We start from the raw sequence: 19,501 nt of genomic DNA on the forward strand, positions 1-19,501 counted from the left end.
ACACGAGTGAAAGCCCGGTCGGCTTCCGGGTCGCTCAGCCGCCGGGAAGCTCCAGGTCGCTCTTGTTCAGCTCCTCGATGTTCACGTCCTTGAACGTCAACACCCTCACCTGCTTGACGAACCGGGCCGGCCGATACATGTCCCACACCCAGGCGTCAGCCATCGAGACCTCGAAGAACACCTCGCCCTGGACCGAGTGCACCTGCATCTCGTAGTCGTTGGTGAGATAGAAACGCCGCTCGGTCTCGATCACGTATTTGAACAGACCGACGACATCGCGGTACTCCCGGTAGAGCTTGAGCTCCATCTCGGTCTCGTACTTCTCGAGGTCCTCGGCGCTCATGGCATGTTCCCCTTCAGCCGTGCGGTCCCCCCATTGTGCGCCAGTCCCGTGCGCCCCTAAACGATTTCGGTGTCCAGGGTCACCGGGCCGGCCGGGGGACCTTCGTCGAGCAGCGTGCGCAGCAGCTCGGCGAGTCTGGTCGGATACACCGTCTCACGTGCCCGGGTCAGTTCCTCACACGTCCACCAGCGCGCTCCGGCGACGCTGCGCCGCTCCAGTTCGGTGAGGCCGACGGCCTCGGTGACGGTCTGGGCGGTGCGGGCCAGGTAGTACCACTCGTCCTGGTCCCAGCGACGGCCCGCGAAGGGGAAGGAGCACCTGCGCCGCCACAGCACCGGGCCGAGTTCGACGTCGGTGATGCCGGTCTCCTCAAGGAGTTCGCGCCGGGCGGCCTGCTCACGGGTCTCGTCGCCCTCCACGCCGCCGCCCGGGGTGAACCACCAGTCGTCGGCCGGATCGTCCGGTTCGTGGCCGTGCAGCAGCAGGATGCGGTCCTCGGGGTCGAGCAGCACCACCCGGGCGACTCGGCGCAGGCCGCCCTCGTAGGTGTCCTGTCCCGCCGGGGTCACCTCAGCGGCCACCGGTCGGCTCCGCTCCCTTTCGGGCGCGGGAGGCCCCCGCCCGGTTGGCCAGCGGGCCGTAGGCCGCGCCTCCCAGGATCAGCACGGCCCCGGCGACCACCAGCGCGACGACCGTCCGCAGCGGGCCCGGCGAGGACAGGCCGCCCAGCGTCTCGAAGCCGGTCGGCCGTTCCAGCATGCCGTTCATCGGCCAGGCCACGGCGTCCACGCGGGCGTTCACGGCACCGCGCGACACGGTGCCGCCGGCCGCGTCGGTGAGGTGGGCGGTGGAGTCCACGGAGTTGTCGCGCTCGTCGCCGAGCAGGAACAGGCGGCCCTCCGGGACGGTCACGGTCTGGAAGTCGCTGATCTCGGCCGGGGTGCCGGCGGGCAGGTACGGCTCGTCGATCACCTTGCCGTTGACCTTCAGCTTGCCCTTCTGGCAGCAGGAGACGGTGTCCCCGCCGACGGCGACGACCCGCTTGACCATCGGGGCGTTGGCCCAGGTCGCGTCCTTGAACACGACGACGTCGCCGCGGCGGACGTCGGCGCCGTCGATGCGCTGGGCCAGGACCCGGTCACCTGCGTTGATCGTCGGCGTCATCGAGCCGGTCGGCACGGTGTAGGGGCGGTAGACCACCGCGCCCCAGGCGAATCCGCCGAGGAACAGCACCAGACCCAGCGCCACGGCGATGCCGGACAGCCGCTGACCGGTCCGGCTGCCCGCCGGGCCTTTGTTCGCTCCGCCGCCGCGCGGGGCCGTACGTGTCGTGCTCTCGCCACCCATGGGGCCGCACCTTACCCGGCGGTACGCCAACGGGGCAGCCCCCTCCCGGAGGCCGGAAGGGGGCTCGGACGGGGCAGGACCGTCGGCAGACAGCCGATCGGGGCCCGTCGACGGGCACCCGGCCCGGGCGCCCCGACGGACCCCGGCGGGTCGCGACGAGTGTCAGCGGGTCTCGGCGGGGGCGGTGCGGCGACGGCGCCACCAGACGAACGGGACAACGCCGGCGACGGCCAGGCCCTGGGGAGCGACCGACAGCGCGGCGGCGGCCGAGGACCGGGCCTGCAGGCCGTCCTGGCCGAAGGTGTCGGGGACCGGCAGGGTGCTCCAGCGGTTCATCGGCCAGGCGACCACGACGGCGCGGCCGACGACCTCGTCCACGGGGACCATGCCGCCGTTCTCGTCCGACTGCTGGTAGCGGGAGTCCCGGGAGTTCTGCCGGTGGTCACCCATGACCCAGATTTTGCCCTCGGGCACCGTGACCTTGAACCGCCCGCCCTGGTCGTCGTCCGAGCACGGCGTGTTGCCCGCGTAGACGTACGGCTCGTTCAGCGCCTTGCCGTTGACCTTGAGCGGGCCGGTCTTGTTGCACTCGACCGTGTCGCCGGCGACGCCGATGACCCGCTTGATCAGGTCCTTCTCGTCCGCGGACGGCATCAGTCCGATCCAGGAGAGGACGGTCTGCAGCGCGTTCGGATCGGGCGTCGGCTCGCCCGCCAGCCAGTCGTCCGGGTCGTGGAAGACGACGACCTCGCCGCGCTCGGGCTCCGAGCCGAACCAGGGGGTCAGCTTGTCGACCAGGACCCGGTCACCGATCTGGAGGGTGTTCTCCATCGAGGACGACGGGATGGAGAACGCCTGCACCAGAAACGTCTTGATCAGCAGGGCGAGCACCAGCGCGATGCCGATCAGGATCGGCAGCTCCTTCCAGAAGGAGCGCTGCTTCTTGGCCGCGGGAGGTGTCGCGGGCGGTGTCCCGCCTACGCCTTCCTCCTCGGTCCCGCCGTTCCGGCCGCTCTGTCCGTTCGTCACCCTGCCGTCCTCGGTTCCGGAGCCGTACCCGGAGTCCGGGGCGCCGACCGCCGCCGGCCCGGCCGTCTCCTCGGGGCGTCCGCGGTTCTCCTCGCCGTCGTGTCCGGACCGTGCGCCAACCGCCACATCCCCCACGCCAACTCCTCACTCTCTGCCACCGCCTGCCCCGGAAACGACGCAGGCCCACCACTCCCATAACGAGCGGGAGTTCCGCAGGGGTCGGGAGTTCAATCATCGCGTTCGGATCGTAGGGGGCAACCCTATGCGACAGTTCGGGAGCGGCGGTCGAACCGGAGGCCGCGTCGGACACGGACGCATACGTTTTCGGTTCGTCCAGAGTGGTCCAGTGACCGAACGGCCACGCGATCACCATGGCCCGTCCCACCACCTCGTCCTGGGACACGGTGCCGAAGTCGGTCTCCTGGTGGGCACGGGAGTCGGCGGAGTTGGACCGGTGGTCGCCCATCACCCACAGCCGCCCCTCGGGGACGGTGACGTCGAACGGCGTCCGGGACGGGCTGTCCCCGGGGTACAGGTAGTCCTCGTCCAGGGGAACGCCGTTGACGGTGACGCGTCCCTGTTTGTCACAGCACTCGACGTGGTCCCCGCCCACGCCGACGACCCGCTTGATGAGGTCCTTCTCGTCGTCGGACGGCAGCAGTCCGATGAAGGCGAGGCCCTCCTTGACCTGTTTGACGACCACGGGGTCGTCCTTCTTGGTGGTCTGTTCGCCCTGGAGCCAGCCGCCGGGGTCCCGGAAGACCACGACGTCCCCGCGCTGCGGCTCGGAGCCGAACCAGGGGGTCAGCTTGTCCACCAGGACCCGGTCGCCGATCCGGATGGTCTGCTCCATGGAGCCCGACGGGATCACGAAGGCCTGGACGAGGAAGGTCTTGAGCACCAGCGCTATGAGGACCGCGACGCCGATGAGGAGGGGGATCTCCTTGACGGCGCCGCGTCTGCGCCGCCGTTTCACCTTGCGCTGGAGCTTGCGGCGCTCGGCGCGCGAGCGGCCACCGGACGGCGCGGCGGTGCGCCTCGAGCCGGTGGGCAGCAGGTTCTCCGTGGGGCTGCTGGGCGCTCCCCGCGGCTTGCCCCGGCTACCCATCGGCGTCCTCGGCGTGCGCCGTCCCGGCCTGGGTGCGCGTCGCCCGGGTGTCGGTCTCCGCGTCCGGCACGCGCGCGTAGGCGTCGGGGCGGTCGAGGTGGGTGGTGTGGCCGAAGGGCCAGACGATCCAGTCGGCGCGACCGATCACGTCGTCCAGCGGGACCATCCCGCCCCCCGGGGAGCCCAGGTGGTCGCGGGAGTCGCTGGAGTCGGCCCGGTGGTCACCGAGGACGAAGAGGGTGCCGTCGGGGACGACGACGTCGAAGGGGACCGTGGACGGGCGGTCACCGGGGTACAGGAACGCCGACTCGTCGACCGACTGGCCGTTCACCCGGACCCTCCCCTCCGTGTCGCAGCACACCACGTGGTCCCCGCCCACCCCGACAACGCGTTTGATGTAGTCGCCGTCTCCGAAGAGTCCGGTCCCGTCGAAGACGACGATGTCGCCCCGCTGCGGCCGGCCATCGAAACGGTACGCCAACTTGTTTACGAGAACGCGGTCACCGATCCTCAATCCGCGCTCCATCGATCCGCTCGGGATCTGGAACGGCCGCAGCACGAAGGTGCTGAGCAGCAACACGAACAGCAGGAGGATCAGCAGGGTCACGGTGATCCGGCCGCCCGGCACATAGTCCGTGATCCGCCCCGTGAACGCGGAACGCGACCGTTCCTCCGGTCCCTCCGGATCCGAGGGCTGCTCGGAGTCGGAAGGGCGGGAGGAGCGGTCGCGCTCCGTGTGCTGTGCTTCGGTGTCCATCGGGGCCAGATGCTATCCGGCCCCGGCACGGACCTCGGAGGGCGCTCAGCTCTCGCGCTTCTCCTTGATCTTCGCGGCCTTGCCGCGCAGCTCGCGCAGGTAGTACAGCTTGGCGCGGCGGACGTCACCGCGGGTGACGAGCTCGATCTTCTCCACGATCGGGGTGTGCACCGGGAAGGTGCGCTCGACGCCGACGGAGAAGGAGACCTTGCGGACCGTGAAGGTCTCGCGCACGCCGGCGCCCTGGCGGCGGATGACGACGCCCTTGAACTGCTGCACACGGGAGCGGTTGCCCTCGATGACGCGCACGTGGACGTTGACGGTGTCGCCGGGGCGGAAGGCCGGGACGTCGCTGCGCAGCGACGCGGCGTCGACGGAGTCGAGCAGGTGAGACATTTCGTCTGCTTTCTTCGCTGATGCCACAGGTCATCAACGGAAACTAGGTGTTTCGGAATCAGGGTCGTGCGGGTCGGGACGGGCGTCGTCTCCCCCTGTGGCAGGGGCGCGCTCCGGACGGACGCACAACAGCCGCCTATTCTTCCATGCCCGGGGTCCTGCGCCAAAATCGGCCGTACGGTTCCCCGTCCGGGTCGGGCTGCCACCCCAGGATGGAGAGCATCTCGCGGTCCTTCTTGTCGAAGGCCTTCGGGTCGCACCGCTCGATCAGGTCGGGGCGGTTGGCCGTCGTACGCCGCAGCGCCTCGTCCCGGCGCCAGCGGGCGATCTTCCCGTGATGGCCACTGAGCAGCACGTCCGGGATGCCGCGCCCACGCCACTGCGGCGGCTTGGTGTGGACGGGACCCTCCAGCAGGTTGGCCATGGCACCGGGAGCGAAGGAGTCGTCCCGGTGGGACTCGGCGTTGCCGAGCACACCGGGCAGCAGCCGGGCCACGGCCTCGGTGACGACGAGTACGGCCGCCTCACCGCCGGCGAGGACGTAGTCGCCGATGGACACCTCGTACACGGGCATCCGGGTCGCGTACTCGTCGACGACGCGCCGGTCGATGCCCTCGTAGCGGGCGGGCGTGAAGATCAGCCAGGGCCGCTCGGAGAGGTGGACGGCGAGTTCCTGGGTGAAGGGCCGGCCACTGGGCGTGGGCACGATGAGGGCGGGCTCGCCGGAGCCCGTCTCGTAGCCGTCGGCCAGGACGGAGTCGAGCGCGTCGCCCCACGGCTCGGTCTTCATGACCATGCCGGGGCCGCCGCCGTAGGGGGTGTCGTCGACCGTGTTGTGGCGGTCGTACGTCCAGTCGCGCAGGTCGTGCACGTGGACGCCGAGCTGTCCGCGCGCGCGGGCCTTGCCGACGAGGGAGACGTTCAGCGGTTCCAGGTACTCGGGGAAGATCGTGACGACGTCGAGCCGCATTACGCCTCGTCCCCGGCGTCCTCGGCGTCTTCGGCGTCGACGTCCTCGGCGTCCCGCGCGGAGGCGATCTCGGCCCGGTCGTCGATCAGGCCGGGCGGCGGGTCGATGACCGCGCGCTGCTCGTCGAGGTCGATCTCCGTGACGATCTCGGCGACGAACGGCACGTAGACCTCGCTGCCGTCGGGGCGCTCCACCACGAACAGGTCCTGCGTGGGCAGGTGGGAGATCTCGGTGATGCGGCCGACCTCGGTGCCGTCGGCGGTCACCACGTCGAGGTCGATCAGCTGGTGGTCGTAGTACTCGTCCTCGTCCTCCGGCCGCTCGTCCGGGTCCACGTCGGCGATCAGGAGGGTGTTGCGCAGTGCCTCGGCCCCGGTGCGGTCGTGGACGCCGGCGAAGCGCAGCAGGAGGCGGCCGCTGTGCACCCGGCCGGTCTCGATGGTGAGCGGTCCGGCGGAGGCGGGGTCGGTGGCCAGTACGGCACCGGGCCCGAGCCTCAGCTCCGGCTCGTCCGTGCGGACCTCGACGGTCACCTCGCCCTTGATCCCGTGGGCGCGGCCGATGCGCGCGACTACCAGCTGCACTGTGCTTGATCTCCTGTCGGAACTGCGGACGAGCCGCCCGGGGCTGTACGGCCCCGGGGCTCATACGACTGCGGGCCGGGGACGGCCCAGTGGCCTTCCCCGGCCCGAGCCGGTGCTGCGATTGGCGTCAGCGGACGTGGTCCACGTCGACGAGGTCGACACGGACACCGCGGCCGCCGATGGCGCCCACGACCGTGCGCAGGGCGCGTGCGGTGCGGCCGTTGCGGCCGATCACCTTGCCGAGGTCGTCGGGGTGGACCCGGACCTCGAGCACCCGCCCGCGGCGCAGGTTGCGCGAGGCGACCTGCACATCGTCAGGGTTGTCGACGATGCCCTTCACGAGGTGCTCGAGAGCCTCCTCGAGCATGCTCAGGCCTCGGACGCGGAGGACTCGGCGGCGGCCTCGTCCTTCTTGTCGGCCTTCTTCTTCTGGGTGATCGCCTCACCCTTGCCCTCGTCCTCGCCACCGATCGCCTCGAAGGTCGGGCGGGCCGCCTTCTCGGCCGGCTGCAGCAGCGGAGCCGGGGCGGGCTCGCCCTTGAACTTCTGCCAGTCGCCGGTCTTCTTCAGGATGGCGAGCACGGGCTCGGTCGGCTGGGCGCCGACACCGAGCCAGTACGCGACACGCTCGGCGTCGACCTCCATCACCGACGGGTTGTACGTCGGGTGGTACTTGCCGATCTCCTCGATGGCCCGGCCGTCACGGCGGGTACGGGAGTCGGCGACGACGATGCGGTAGTGAGGCGAACGGATCTTGCCCAGACGCTTCAGCTTGATCTTGACTGCCACGGGAGTGGGTTCTCCTGGATTTGACGTGGGTGGGCACGGCGAGAGAGCCGCGTGGGGTTGCGGTACCCGAGTGCCCGATGGACGCGTCAGCCGGAGGAGAGAGGGGTCCTGTGCGACTGTCGAGTACAGCTAGCCATTGTGCCACACGCGGGCGGGCCCGTCGGACCGAGGGCGGCGGGTCCGCCGGTGGGGCAGACCGCTCGGCTCCCGACGGACCCGGCCCCGGTCCGGCTGCCACGAGCAGCCGGACCGTCAGCTCACTCCCGCGCCGACCACCTCCGGGATGCGGAACGGCTTGCCGCAGCCGCCGCACATGATCGGGGCCTGGGCCAGCACCGACGGGACGACGCGGACGTTGCGCCCGCAGTCGCAGACCGCCTTCACTCGCACCCCTCCCCCGGAGGAGCCGTGGCGGGCGGCCGGACCGCGGAAGCTGCGGGCCGTGTCGGTCGCGGTGGCGGCGGTGTGGGCCTTCAGCGCGCGCTGGAGGCGTTCGATCGTCGGGCGGTAGCGGCGCTTCGCCTCGGGGGTGAGCGTGACCAGCGAGAAGCCGCTGCTGGGATGCGGCTCCTCGGGGTGGTCCAGGCCCAGCTCCTCGGCGATCGCGAGGAATCGACGGTTGTGGTAGCGCCCCGCGCGGGAGGTGTCGCGTACTCCGCGCGCGGCGGCGATGCCGTGGACTGCCTCGTGAAGCAGTCGCTCGAAGGAGAGCTCGTGCCCGCAGGCGGACGACGACTCTCCGATCAGGGACTCGGGCGCGGCAAGATCGGGCAGCTCGGTGTGGTGCCGCTGAATGTCGGCCCACGCCTGCGCCAGCTCTGCGGCGAGAACAGGTGGTGTCGTGCTCACGTAATGACAACGAGCCGGGGTGCCGCTGTGTTCCTATTCCGGGGCATCCCAAATAATTTGCACGTACCAGTCAGTTGCCGCTGATGCGTCGCGACGAGGGCGGGTGCGCTGATCTGCGGAGAAGCCTCACAGCTCGTACCAAGCTGGTGCGTAGTCCGACGTACGCGCCGGCGCGTAGCCGCCGTCCACACGCCGGAGTGTGTGCGACCCGCGCGGGCGCAAGTGGCGTTTCGGTCGCTGTCGCACCGGAGGAACGCCGTCCGAGTGGGCGCGTCGACGGATGCGACGTTACCGGGTGTGCCTCCGGCGTGCGGCACCGCCCCGCATCCCGCCGCACCCGGGCACCGCGCGGTGGCCGGCGGACCGGCCGACCTTGGCCGGAACCGTCTCGCCGGCCCCGCGGCCACCCACCGTCATCACCCAGCGGCACGATCCGGCCAACCGGCCAAGGGCACGGGACGGGGCTACCCGGGGTACCACACGGCCAGGCCCGTGTTGCCGGAAAGTGAAATCTCGCCACGGTGAAGGGGATCGGGCAAACCGGGCCCCGCTACCACTGGACGCCACGGCGAGCCCGGAGTTTCCTGGCATACGGGGGGAGTGCGAGCGCATTGCACGGGGGGCCATGAAATCGGGCACGGCGGCAACACTCGGCGATTGGGGCGCTTTCCTATGACACCTACGCTCGTGCGGCAGCACTCACCTCACGCGGGGGCGACACCTCACGTGGACCTGCGTGCACGCGCGCGTGACTGGTCCGAGATACAGGAGCGGATGCTCGTACCGCTCTACGAGGCCGTCTACGAGCGACTGGACGTGGGCGGCGACACCCGGATGCTGGGCCTGGGCTGCGGTTCCGGTCTCGCGCTGCTGATGGCCGCCTCGCGCGGTGCCGCGGTGACCGGGATCGACTCCCGCTCTCCGGAACTCCTGGCCCTGGCCCGCCGGCGCCTGCTGCCCGGGGAACCGGGGGCGGCCGAAGGGCCGCAGCCCCCGGGAACCGGCGGCACGCGCGCGCGTGCCGGCACGCCACGGATCGTCGAGGGCTCGCCCGAGGACGCGGCGGACCCGACGGCACCGGCGTTCACTCTGGTGACCGCCTTCGAGCCCACCGGGTGCCTCGCGGGCGACTCGGAGGGGCTCGGTGAACTGCTCGCGCGGGCGACGCCGCTCGCCGCGCGGGGGGCGGCCGTGGTGCTGGCCGGCTGGGGCCCGCCCGAACGGTGCGCCACGACGTCGGTGCTGCGGGTGGCCACCAAGCTCTCCGACCCGCTGCGCGGCACCGCCAGTTGGCGCCCCGCGCTGCGCGACGACCTGGAGGAGGTCGCCGAGCGGGCCGGGCTGAGGCCGGACGGCTCGGGACGGGTGGCGTGCCCGTTCGGCTACGCCGACACGGGCAGCGCGGTGCGCGGACTGCTGTCGACCGGGCTGTTCGACGCGGCGGTCGCGGCGACCGACCGGGAACAGGTCGACAAGGAGCTGACGGAGGCCCTGCATCCCCACCAGCGGCCGGACGGAACCGTGTGGATGCCGAACGTGTTCCGCTACCTGATCGCCCGGGTACCTTGACGACCGCTTCTGATCGAGTGCATGCGGTACACGGCAGACGCGTGACGCACTTCTTCCGATGCAAGTGTGAATGGCGTGAAGAAGCCGGTCCGGGGCTCCCGCGGTTTCCCCTGGTGGATCAAGGACCTCTACCCTGATCCACCGTTCGGGGGAACAGACACATCTGCATACAGGAGCCTGTAGTGCCGCACCGCAAGACCGCACTGCGCCTCGTCGCGCCCGTCGCCGTCCTCGCCCTGGCCCTCACCGCCTGCGGGGGCGGAGACGACGCCGCCGAGGCCGACGCGAAGAGCCCGGCGACCACCGAGGCGTCGCCGTCCCCCTCAGAGCCCGCCTCGGGCGGCGACATGGCGAAGGGCGAGAGCGCGACGGGGAAGGTCGCGGAGGACCCCGGCGAGGTCACGTACGAGGTCGTGGCGCAGAAGGTCGAGGTGGGTACCGAGGCCGAGGCCGCGAAGGCGGTGGCGGACGCCGCGGACGCCAAGGGCAAGGTGCTGGCCACCGCGCACATCAAGTACACGCACAAGAGCGGACCCGCGCTGACCGAGGGCTCCGACGTGCACGACGGCGCCACGGTCTTCGCCGACGGACAGCGCGGCGGCGTCCTCATCGGCGCCTCCGAGGACGCGCCGGGCTGCGAGGACCCGTACGACGTCGAGAGCTGGAAGCAGGGCGAGAGCCACGTCTTCTGCGAGACCTACGTGATCCCCGCGAACGCCACCAGCGTCGAGGTCCACTGGTCCGAGGAGGACGGCGAGCCGTACGTCTGGAAGTTCCCCCAGAAATGACCTACCGGGGCAGCCCCCTTGATCGAGGGGGCTGCCCCGGCACCCGGGTACGGGACGCGCGGACGGAACGGGCCGTCAGCCCATGAACTTCTTGAACTCGTCGGGCAGCTCGAAGTCCTGACCGCCCTGCTGGGGCAGCCCGAGGGCGCCCCCGCCCTGCGCGGCGGCGGCACGGCGGGCGGCCTCCTCCTGCTCCTGCTGCTTGCGCTTCATCGGGTTGCCGGAGCGCTGCTTGCCCTTGGCCTTCTTCTGCTGCTTCTTCTGCCGGCCGGGTCCGCCGCCCATCCCGGGCATCCCCGGCATACCGGGCATGCCGCCGCCCTGGGCCATGCGGGACATCATCTTGCGGGCCTCGAAGAAGCGCTCCACGAGAGACTTGACGGCGCTGACCTCGACGCCGGAACCCTTGGCGATACGGGCGCGGCGCGAGCCGTTGATGATCGTCGGTTCCTGGCGCTCGGCCGGGGTCATCGACTTGATGATGGCGGCCGTGCGGTCGACGTCGCGCTCGTCGAGGTTGTTGATCTGGTCCTTCATCTGGCCCATGCCGGGCAGCATCCCGAGCAGCTTCGAGATGGAACCCATCTTCCGGACCTGCTCCATCTGGGCCAGGAAGTCGTCCAGGGTGAAGTCCTGGCCCTTCTTGGACGCCAGCTTGGAGGCCATCTTCTCGGCCTCTTCCTGGCTGAACGTCTTCTCCGCCTGCTCGATCAGGGTGAGCAGGTCACCCATGTCGAGGATGCGGGAGGCCATCCGGTCCGGGTGGAAGGCGTCGAAGTCCTCGAGCTTCTCGCCGTTCGAGGCGAACATGATCGGCTTGCCGGTCACCGAGGCGATCGACAGGGCCGCACCACCGCGCGCGTCGCCGTCGAGCTTGGACAGCACCACGCCGTCGAAGCCGACGCCGTCGCGGAAGGCCTCGGCGGTGTTGACCGCGTCCTGACCGATCATCGCGTCGACGACGAAGAGGATCTCGTCCGGCGAGACCGCGTCGCGGATGTCCGCGGCCTGCTGCATCAGCTCCTGGTCGATGCCCAGGCGGCCGGCGGTGTCGACGATGACCAGGTCGTGGACCTTGGTCTTGGCGAACTCGATGGAGTCCTTGGCGACCTTGACCGGGTCGCCCACGCCGTTGCCCGGCTCCGGGGCGTAGACCGCGACACCGGCGCGCTCGGCGACGACGCTCAGCTGGTTGACGGCGTTGGGACGCTGGAGGTCACAGGCGACCAGGAGCGGCGAGTGGCCCTGCTCCTTGAGCCAGCGGCCCAGCTTGCCCGCGAGCGTGGTCTTGCCCGCACCCTGCAGACCGGCCAGCATGATCACGGTCGGCGGCTGCTTGGCGAAGCGCAGACGGCGGGTCTCGCCGCCGAGGATGCCCACCAGTTCCTCGTTGACGATCTTGAGGACCTGCTGGGCGGGGTTGAGCGCCTTGGAGACCTCGGCGCCCAGGGAGCGCTCCTTGACCTTCTTGATGAAGGCGCGCACGACGGGCAGGGCCACGTCGGCCTCGAGGAGCGCGATGCGGATCTCGCGGGCCGTGGCGTCGATGTCCGCCTCGGTCAGCCTGCCTTTGCCCCGGAGGGATTTGAAGGTGGCTGACAGGCGGTCGGAGAGAGTATCGAACACGGCGGCGTAGGTCCTCGCGTCGGCGTTGGTGTGGGTCGCCCTCCAGGGTATCCGGCCCGGCAAGCAAATCGTCCCTGCCCGCCGCAGAGAGCGGACAGGGACCCGGCCCCGTGGTCACGCCCGCAGCGACTCCTCCAGCTCCCGGGCCACGGACGCCGCCTCCTCCCCCGGCAGCGGAGCGCCCCCGCCCCGCGTGACGTAGAACGCGTCCACCGCGTTCGCCCCCAGCGTCGACACGTGCGCGCTCCGCACCCGCACCCCCGCCCCCTCCAGCGCCCGCCCGATGCGGAAGAGCAGCCCGGGTGCGTCCTGGGCGCGGACCTCGATCACCGTGGCCAGCCGGGAAGCGGCCGGGGCGACGGTCACGCGGGGCGGGGGCGGCTCCACGCCCCGGCGCCGGGGGTGGGCGGCGTCCCGTTCGGCGAGGCGTCCGGCGATGTCCAGGGTGCCGTCCAGGGCCCGGACCAGGTCGGCACGGAGCCGGGCGGCCTGGGGCAGGGAGCCGTACTGGGCGGCGACCCGCCAGTCGAGGAGCAGGACGGAGCCGTCGACACCGTCCGGCAGCGCAAGGGACCGCAGTTCGGCGGTGCGGACGGTCAGGCGGTGCATGGCCAGGACCCCGGCCACCGCGGGGAGCACCCCCGCCTGGTCGGGTACCGCGATCAGCAGCTCCACGCCGAGCGGCTCGGGGACGGTACCGGCCGCCGGATCGACCGGCCCGGGATCGCCGGACGCGCGCCCGGAGGGATCCGCCGGATCGGCCGGCGGCTCGGTCTGCGCCCGCAGCGCCAGTACCGGACTCCCCGTGCGGAAGGCCTCGACCGCGAGCCGTTCCTGCTCCGCGGTGGGAGCGGCGGCCGTGGGTTCGGGCGGCGGGTCCCCGGCCAGCGCCCCGGCCACCCGCTTGACCAGGTCGGCGACGAGGGAGGCGCGCCAGGACGACCAGGCGGCCGGCCCGGTGGCCAGCGCGTCCGCCTCGGTCAGGGCGTGCAGCAGCTCCAGCGTGTGCTCCGTACCGACCGCGTCCGCGACCGCGCGCACGGTGGCCGGGTCGTCGAGGTCGCGCCTGGTGGCGGTCTCCACGAGCAGCAGGTGGTGGCGTACGAGGGTGGCCAGGACGGCCGCGTCGGCGCGGTCGAAGCCGATACGGGCGGCGACGTCCCGGGCGATGGTCTCGCCGGCCACGGAGTGGTCGCCGGGCCAGCCCTTGCCGATGTCGTGCAGCAGCGCGGCGACCAGCAGCAGGTCGGGGCGGTGCACCCGGCGGGTGAACCCGGCGGCGCGGACTGCGGTCTCGATCAGGTGCCGGTCGACGGTCCACAGGTGCACGGCGTTGCGCTGCGGGCGGCAGCGGACCCGCTCCCAGTCGGGCAGCAGCCGGGTGATCAGGCCCTCGGCCTCCAGCGCCTCCCAGACCTGCACCGTGGGCCGGCCCGAACCGAGCAGCGTCACCAACTGCTCACGGGCCTCGGCGGGCCAGGGCGTGGGCAGGGGGCGCGCGGTGGCCGCCAGGCGCCGTACGACGTGCAGGGAGAGCGGGAGCCCGGCCTGCGCGGCGGCGGCCGCGGCACGCAGCGGGAGTACGGGATCGCGTTCGGGGCGCGCGGTGCGGGCGAGCACCACCTCGCCGTCCTGCTCCACGACGCCCTCGGCGAGCGGGGAGCGTTCGGCGGCCGGTCTCCCGCCGTTCATCAGGGCGCGCAGCCGCGGACGTACGGAGCGCGCGCGCAGTACGCGCCCCACTTCGCGCCAGGTGACGTCGCCCGCGTAGGAGATGACGCGGGCCGCCTCGTACACCTGCCGCAGCAGGACGTCGGCGTCCAGCAGGCCCAGCGCGGTCGCCACCTGGTCCTGTTCCTGCAGCGCCAGTCGGTCGGTGGCCCGGCCCGTGGCCAGGTGGAGGGCGTCGCGTACGTCGAGCAGCCGGCGCCGGGCGTCGGCGAGTCCTTCGCGCGGTGCGTCGGCGAGCCAGGAGGCGGCGACGGCGCGCAGGGCGGTGGCGTCGCGCAGGCCGCCGCGGGCCTCCTTGAGGTCGGGTTCCAGCAGGAACCGCAGCTCGCCCTGGCGTTCGGCGCGCTCGGCGCACAGGTCCCGGAGTTCGGGCAGGCGTCTGGGGGCCTGGTTGCGCCAGTCGGCGAGGACGGCGGTGCGCAGGGAGGCGGTCAGGCCGAGGTCTCCGGCGAGGTGGCGGGCGTCCAGGAGACCGAGTTGGACTTTCAGATCCTCGCCCGCGGTCTTCCGGGCCTGTTGCGGGGTGCGTACGGAGTGGTCGAGGTCGAGGCCGAGGTCCCAGACCGGGTACCAGAGGCGGTCGGCGAGTGCGGCGACGGCCTTGTCGTCACGGCCGTCGTGCAGGAGGAGCAGGTCGAGGTCGCTGCGCGGGGACAGTTCGCCGCGTCCGTAGCCGCCGACCGCGACGAGCGCCACCCCCGCCGCGTGTCCTTCGGTGCCCGCGCCGAAGAGTCCGGCCAGCCAGTCGTCCGTCAGTTCGGCCAGCGTCCTGCGGCGCGGCGGCCCGGACCGCGCCCCCTCGGTGAGGAGGCGCAGCCGGGCCGCCGCGTAGCCGCCGGGTCCCGAGTCCTCTGTTTCTCGCGTCACGTCCGTACTCGTCACCCGGCGACTCCTGTTCGTTGTTCGTGTCAGAGCGCGTCGGGTCCGCGCTCGCCGGTCCTGACCCGTACGGCCGTGTCGACCGGGACCGCCCAGACCTTGCCGTCGCCGATCTTGCCGGTGCGGGCCGCCTTGACCACGACGTCGATCAGCTGCTCGGCGTCGTCGTCCTCGGCCAGGACCTCGATACGGATCTTGGGCACCAGGTCGACGGTGTACTCGGCACCCCGGTAGACCTCGGTGTGTCCGCGCTGGCGGCCGTAGCCGCTGGCCTCGGTGACGGTCAGGCCGTGGACCCCGAAGGCCTGGAGGGCCTCCTTGATCTCGTCGAGCCGGTGCGGCTTGACGACGGCGGTGATGAGCTTCATGCGTCCACCTTCTTGCTCGGGGCCGACGCGGCCGTGGAGGCGGCCGGCGTGGCGGTCGTCCGGGCGGCACCGCCGCCGGCGCCGCTGAAGTCGTACGCGGTCTCGGCGTGCTCGGCCTGGTCGATGCCGGCCACCTCGACGTCCTCCGATACCCGCATGCCGATCGTCTTGTCCAGCAGGAAGGCGAGGACCGCGGAGACGACCAGGGAGTAGGCGAGGACGCCGAAGACGCCCGCGCACTGCTTCCAGAACTGGTCGAGGCCGCCGCCGTAGAAGAGGCCCTCGACGTCGGACTGGCCCTTGCCGCTGGCGAAGAAGCCGATGAGCAGCGAGCCGAGGATGCCGCCGACCAGGTGGACGCCGACCACGTCGAGGGAGTCGTCGTAGCCGAACCGGTACTTCAGGCCGACGGCCATGGCGCACACCACGCCTGCGATCAGCCCGACGGCGATCGCCCCGAGCGGCGAGACGGCGCCGCCGGCCGGGGTGATGGCGACCAGGCCGGAGACCGCGCCGGAGGCCGCGCCCAGGGTGGTGAAGGCGCCGTGGCGGATCCTCTCGTAGGCGAGCCAGCCGAGGACGGCGGCGCCGGTGGCGACCTGGGTGTTGACGAACATCAGCGCGCCGACGCCGTCGTCGTTGCCGAGCCACGAGCCGGCGTTGAAGCCGAACCAGCCGAACCACAGCAGGCCCGCGCCGAGCATGACCAGCGGCAGGCTGTGCGGGCGCATCGGGTCCTTCTTGAAGCCGACCCGCTTGCCGATGACGAGGATCACGCCGAGCGCCGCGGCACCGGCGTTGATGTGCACGGCCGTGCCGCCGGCGAAGTCGATCACACCCAGTTCGAAGGCCCAGCCGCCGGCGCCCCAGACCCAGTGGGCGACGGGGAAGTAGACGACGGTGACCCACAGGGCGATGAACAGCGCCCACGCCGTGAACTTCACCCGGTCCGCGAGGGCGCCGCTGATCAGGGCGGGGGTGAGGACGGCGAACATCAGCTGGAAGACCAGGAACACGAAGACGGGGATGGTGTAGCCGTCCCACAGCTCGGTCAGGCCGATGTTGCTGAGTCCGACCCAGTCGGAGTTCCAGCCGACGACGCTGCCGGAGTCGGTGCCGAACGCCATGGAGAAGCCGTACAGCACCCACAGGACGGTGACGATGCCGAGGCTGATGAAGCTCATCATCAGCATGTTCAGGGTGCTTTTGACGCGCACCATGCCTCCGTAGAAGAAGGCCAGAGCCGGCGTCATGAGCATCACCAGGGCGGAGCAGATGAGCATGAAGCCTGTGTTGGCGGCAGAGAGCTCCGTCTCTGCGGCGAGCGTGATGGCTGGAGCCATCGGCGTCTCCTCGTCGTTGGTACGGCCCCGTGCGGGCGAAGCCTGGGCGGGCAGTGAGGGGTGGGCCGGTTATGCGCCATGAGATTGGCGCAGCGCGGTTTCGGTGGAAGCCCCTCGTTGTTTCGCCGCCGTGACGAAGGCGCGGTGCGTGTTACGCGTGGGTGAACGGCCGGTACGCGGGCCGCGTCACCGCTATCGTGACGCGACCTTCCCGCCGACCACCGCAACCATCAGTTGAGCAACCCCCACGGCGGGCAACCCCCTCCGCGAGAGCGGCGCCGGCTCAGGCGCAAAGGGAAGGCCGGCCGCGGCGGGCCTCCGAATGACCTGGCATGGGGGAGCCGAGTCGGGCAGTTCGGGAGGGCCGGCCGCGGCCGGGGCTGGTGGGGGTTCAGACCGCTTCGGCGGTCTCCGGCAACTCGACCGCGAGCCGTTGGGTGAGGTCGACGACCTCACCGAGGTCGCCGAAATCGCGTACGGCCGTGTCGACGGTCTTGCGGATGCGGGTGTTGACGCGTTCTGAGCGGACCTTCTTGGCGATGCCCATGGCCTCGACGGCCAGGACGGTGCTCTCCTCCGGTTCGCGGCGCAGCAGGTGCACGGTGGCCATGCCGATCAGGTTGAGCGCGTAGGAGCGCTGGTGTTCCTCGTCCTTGGCGAAGAGCTCCACGGCCCGGCGCATCAGGGGGTCGGCGAGGGAGGCGTAGGCGGGGCTGCGGCCGGCTACGTAGGCGAGGTCGCGGAAGGAGTGGCTGTTCTCCCCGTACAACTCGGCCTCGGAGAAGAAGCGGATCCAGTCGGGGTCCGGCTCGTCCCACTCGTCGGCCTCGGCGAAGATGTCCTCCGCCATGCGCACCGCGCGCTTGCAGCGGCCGGGCTGCCCCATGTTGGCGTAGGCGCGGGCCTCCATCGCGTAGAGCATCGACTGGGTGCGGGGACTGGCGCAGTCCCGGCTGCCGTACTGGGCGAGGTGGATCAGCTCCAGGGCGTCGTCGGGCCGGCCGAGGTGGATCATCTGGCGGCTCATGCTGGAGAGGATGTAGGAGCCCAGCGGCCGGTCCCCCGCCTCCTTGGCGGCGTGCAGGGCGAGCACGAAGTACTTCTGGGCGGTTGGCTGGAGCCCCACGTCGTACGACATCCAGCCGGCCAGCTCGGCCAGCTCGGCGGCGACCTTGAAGAGCTTCGCGCGGGTGGTCTCCGTCTGGGGTTCCTGGAGCAGGTCGGTGACCTCGTGCAGCTGGCCGACCACGGCCTTGCGGCGCAGACCGCCGCCGCACTGGGCGTCCCAGCGGCGGAACATCACGGCCGTGGACTCCAGCAGTTCCAGCTCCGGCCTGGACAGGCGGCCGCGCGCGCGGGAGGCGGGCGCGGCGGGCTCGCGTTCGGCCACCGGGCCGGCGGAGGGCGTGGGGACGAGCCAGCGCTGCATGGGTTCGATGAGGGACGGGCCCGCGGAGAGGGCCAGCGAGCTCCCGAGGAAGCCGCGCCGCGCCAGCATGAGGTCGCTGCGCGAGAACTCGCTGAGCAGGGCCACGGTCTGCGGGCCCGTCCAGGGGAGGTCGACGCCGGTCGCGGAGGGCGTGGGGCGGGTGGAACGCAGGCCCAGGTCCTCGACGGAGACGACGACGCCGAAACGCTCGGAGAACAGCTCGGACAGGATCCGCGGGATCGGCTCGCGCGGGTTCTCCCCGTCGAGCCAGCGGCGCACGCGTGAGGTGTCGGTGGAGATGTGGTTGGCGCCCAGCTGGCGGGCCCGGCGGTTGACCTGGCGGGCCAGTTCGCCCTTGGACCAACCGCTGCGGGCGAACCAGGAGGTGAGCAGCTCGTTCGGGCGCTTGTCAGCGTGCGACGCGCTCCCCGCGCTCGTACCGCTTCCGCCGTTGCCACTCACTGGAACGCCCCCATCCCTGAGACCACCTGTCGCCGAGTGCGCCAAGCCCTATCAGAATGCCGATGATTGCGGCCCTTCGTCCGGTGGTTGGCACCCTTCAAACGGAAGACCGGGTTGCCTCCGGCATACCCACAAGTGCATGTGCCCCAAGGCTCCATGCACACAAAGTAGTCCCGCGATCACTCGTTCAGCCATGGCGATTGCGGAATCGCCACCATTCGCCACCCCTTCGAATGAACTCACAGTGGCCGGGACGCGATTCACTTGACATAGGCCAACCAGGAGCCGGTGCAACGGTGCACACCGGGGCGTGCGCGGCCGGACACACCACCCGGAGTGCTTCCGGACGCTGTCTGAACCGCGTCGGACTGGGGAGTTGGAAGCAGAGAGTCACGTTTCACGTCCGCTGCGTAACCGCCGCTGCGTCGGACCCGTTGGAGGGGGCATGGGCTTCACGATCGGCATCGGCAGCAGTCGGGGCATGCGCGAGATCCGGTCCGGCGCGCGCCGCCGCGGCCGCGCCTCGGAGTGCACCGTCGTGGCCGAGTTCACCGGGCTGTGGGGCTGGGACGTGGTCCCGGGCGCCCGGACCGCCGCGGGCGCCTGCTCGTGCGGCCTGCCCGACTGTCCGGCGCCGGGCGCGCATCCCCTGGACTTCGCGCCCGAGGTTCCCGCCGGGGCGAGGCTCGACGAGGCGAGCGAGGCATGGGGGCGGTTTCCCGGCGCCGCGGTGATGCTGGCGGTCGGGCGGACCTTCGACGTGATCGAGGTGGCCGAGCCCGCCGGCCTGCGGGCGCTGGCCCGGCTTGAGCGCATGGGCCTGCCGCTCGGCCCGGTCGCGGCGACGCCGCAGGGCCGCGCCCACTTCTTCGTCGCGCCGGGCGCCGCCGCCGAGCTGCCCCGGCTGCTGTACCGCATGGGCTGGGACGACCCGTCCGCCCTCGACCTGCGCGGCCTCGGTCCGGGTACGTACATCACGGCCCCGCCCTCCGACCGTGGCGGCCGGGGTCCGGTGCGCTGGCTGCGGCCCCCGGCCCTCGACTCGGCCACGAAGCCACCGGCGGCCCGGCTGCTCCTGGGGACGCTCGCGTACGTGGCCCACCGGTCCCGGGCCTAGGCGCCGCACCGGCGGCG

General features: G+C 71.6%; 19 protein-coding genes and 1 pseudogene. 3 read left to right on the plus strand and 17 right to left on the minus strand.

Going from position 1 to position 19,501, the window contains the following annotated elements; genetic code table 11:
• Window positions 1-34: 34 nt before the first annotated feature.
• The 12 genes and pseudogenes from ABS735_RS28685 to ABS735_RS28740 form a co-directional block, all read right to left on the minus strand.
• Window positions 35-343, minus strand: a complete 309-nt coding sequence (locus tag ABS735_RS28685) for a DUF2469 domain-containing protein (protein ID WP_003965949.1) — start codon at window positions 341-343, stop codon at window positions 35-37.
• 56 nt (window positions 344-399) lie between these two features.
• Window positions 400-924 (minus strand): NUDIX hydrolase, encoded by a 525-nt coding sequence (locus ABS735_RS28690; RefSeq protein ID WP_373904378.1) that lies wholly within the window; start codon window positions 922-924, stop codon window positions 400-402.
• A complete protein-coding gene (gene lepB, locus ABS735_RS28695; RefSeq protein ID WP_373904379.1) occupies window positions 914-1,690 on the minus strand; it encodes a signal peptidase I in 777 nt (258 codons plus the stop codon). Before lepB (ABS735_RS28695) ends, ABS735_RS28690 begins: the two co-directional genes overlap by 11 nt.
• A 162-nt stretch (window positions 1,691-1,852) precedes the next feature.
• Window positions 1,853-2,854: a signal peptidase I gene (lepB, locus tag ABS735_RS28700; protein WP_373904380.1), complete on the minus strand. Its 1,002-nt coding sequence runs from the start codon at window positions 2,852-2,854 to the stop codon at window positions 1,853-1,855.
• Window positions 2,745-3,827: pseudogene (gene lepB, locus ABS735_RS28705) on the minus strand (signal peptidase I); the annotation flags it as partial. The gene lepB (ABS735_RS28700) and the pseudogene lepB (ABS735_RS28705), both read right to left, overlap by 110 nt.
• On the minus strand, window positions 3,820-4,584 hold the full coding sequence (gene lepB, locus ABS735_RS28710; protein ID WP_373904381.1) for a signal peptidase I: 765 nt from the start codon (window positions 4,582-4,584) through the stop codon (window positions 3,820-3,822). The gene lepB (ABS735_RS28710) and the pseudogene lepB (ABS735_RS28705), both read right to left, overlap by 8 nt.
• A gap of 45 nt (window positions 4,585-4,629) precedes the next feature.
• Window positions 4,630-4,980, minus strand: coding sequence for a 50S ribosomal protein L19 (gene rplS / locus ABS735_RS28715; RefSeq protein WP_016432403.1), 351 nt, complete (start codon window positions 4,978-4,980; stop codon window positions 4,630-4,632).
• Window positions 4,981-5,116: 136 nt separating this feature from the next.
• Window positions 5,117-5,950: a tRNA (guanosine(37)-N1)-methyltransferase TrmD gene (gene trmD / locus ABS735_RS28720; protein WP_373904382.1), complete on the minus strand. Its 834-nt coding sequence runs from the start codon at window positions 5,948-5,950 to the stop codon at window positions 5,117-5,119.
• Window positions 5,950-6,534: a ribosome maturation factor RimM gene (gene rimM / locus ABS735_RS28725; protein ID WP_373904383.1), complete on the minus strand. Its 585-nt coding sequence runs from the start codon at window positions 6,532-6,534 to the stop codon at window positions 5,950-5,952. Before rimM ends, trmD begins: the two co-directional genes overlap by 1 nt.
• Before the next feature lie 127 nt (window positions 6,535-6,661).
• Window positions 6,662-6,901 (minus strand): RNA-binding protein, encoded by a 240-nt coding sequence (locus ABS735_RS28730; protein ID WP_003973401.1) that lies wholly within the window; start codon window positions 6,899-6,901, stop codon window positions 6,662-6,664.
• A gap of 2 nt (window positions 6,902-6,903) precedes the next feature.
• Window positions 6,904-7,323, minus strand: coding sequence for a 30S ribosomal protein S16 (rpsP, locus tag ABS735_RS28735; protein ID WP_373904384.1), 420 nt, complete (start codon window positions 7,321-7,323; stop codon window positions 6,904-6,906).
• Between the two features lie 252 nt (window positions 7,324-7,575).
• Entirely contained in the window at window positions 7,576-8,172 is a 597-nt protein-coding gene (locus ABS735_RS28740; RefSeq protein ID WP_030188620.1) for a hypothetical protein, read from the minus strand.
• A 672-nt stretch (window positions 8,173-8,844) separates the two neighbouring features.
• On the opposite strand from ABS735_RS28740, the gene ABS735_RS28745 reads away from it, so the two are divergent.
• Together ABS735_RS28745 and ABS735_RS28750 are read left to right on the plus strand one after the other, a co-directional pair.
• The gene (locus tag ABS735_RS28745; protein ID WP_373904385.1) at window positions 8,845-9,741 is read left to right on the plus strand and encodes an SAM-dependent methyltransferase; all 897 of its coding nucleotides are present in this window, start codon (window positions 8,845-8,847) and stop codon (window positions 9,739-9,741) included.
• Between the two features lie 182 nt (window positions 9,742-9,923).
• Window positions 9,924-10,529 carry a hypothetical protein gene (locus tag ABS735_RS28750; RefSeq protein WP_373904386.1) on the plus strand — a complete coding sequence of 202 codons (606 nt, stop codon included), beginning with the start codon at window positions 9,924-9,926 and terminating at the stop codon, window positions 10,527-10,529.
• 75 nt (window positions 10,530-10,604) lie between these two features.
• Here the strand turns inward: ABS735_RS28750 and ffh are convergent, their stop codons facing one another.
• From ffh to nsdA, 5 genes are all read right to left on the minus strand, one after another.
• On the minus strand, window positions 10,605-12,155 hold the full coding sequence (gene ffh / locus ABS735_RS28755) for a signal recognition particle protein (protein WP_164414400.1): 1,551 nt from the start codon (window positions 12,153-12,155) through the stop codon (window positions 10,605-10,607).
• A 114-nt stretch (window positions 12,156-12,269) separates the two neighbouring features.
• Complete coding sequence (locus ABS735_RS28760; protein WP_373904387.1) at window positions 12,270-14,768, minus strand: [protein-PII] uridylyltransferase; 2,499 nt, start codon at window positions 14,766-14,768, stop codon at window positions 12,270-12,272.
• A gap of 26 nt (window positions 14,769-14,794) precedes the next feature.
• Window positions 14,795-15,133, minus strand: a complete 339-nt coding sequence (locus tag ABS735_RS28765) for a P-II family nitrogen regulator (protein WP_030402312.1) — start codon at window positions 15,131-15,133, stop codon at window positions 14,795-14,797.
• Window positions 15,130-16,476, minus strand: a complete 1,347-nt coding sequence (locus ABS735_RS28770; protein WP_373904388.1) for an ammonium transporter — start codon at window positions 16,474-16,476, stop codon at window positions 15,130-15,132. The genes ABS735_RS28765 and ABS735_RS28770 overlap by 4 nt, the downstream gene beginning before the upstream one ends.
• A 391-nt stretch (window positions 16,477-16,867) precedes the next feature.
• Window positions 16,868-18,367 carry a transcriptional repressor NsdA gene (nsdA, locus tag ABS735_RS28775; RefSeq protein WP_373904389.1) on the minus strand — a complete coding sequence of 500 codons (1,500 nt, stop codon included), beginning with the start codon at window positions 18,365-18,367 and terminating at the stop codon, window positions 16,868-16,870.
• A 445-nt stretch (window positions 18,368-18,812) separates the two neighbouring features.
• On the opposite strand from nsdA, the gene ABS735_RS28780 reads away from it, so the two are divergent.
• Window positions 18,813-19,484 carry a bifunctional DNA primase/polymerase gene (locus ABS735_RS28780; RefSeq protein ID WP_373904390.1) on the plus strand — a complete coding sequence of 224 codons (672 nt, stop codon included), beginning with the start codon at window positions 18,813-18,815 and terminating at the stop codon, window positions 19,482-19,484.
• The last annotated feature ends 17 nt before the right edge of the window (window positions 19,485-19,501 follow it).

The sequence above is a fragment of the Streptomyces sp. MMCC 100 genome (assembly GCF_041538145.2).
In the GTDB taxonomy this organism is placed as follows: Bacteria; Actinomycetota; Actinomycetes; order Streptomycetales; family Streptomycetaceae; genus Streptomyces.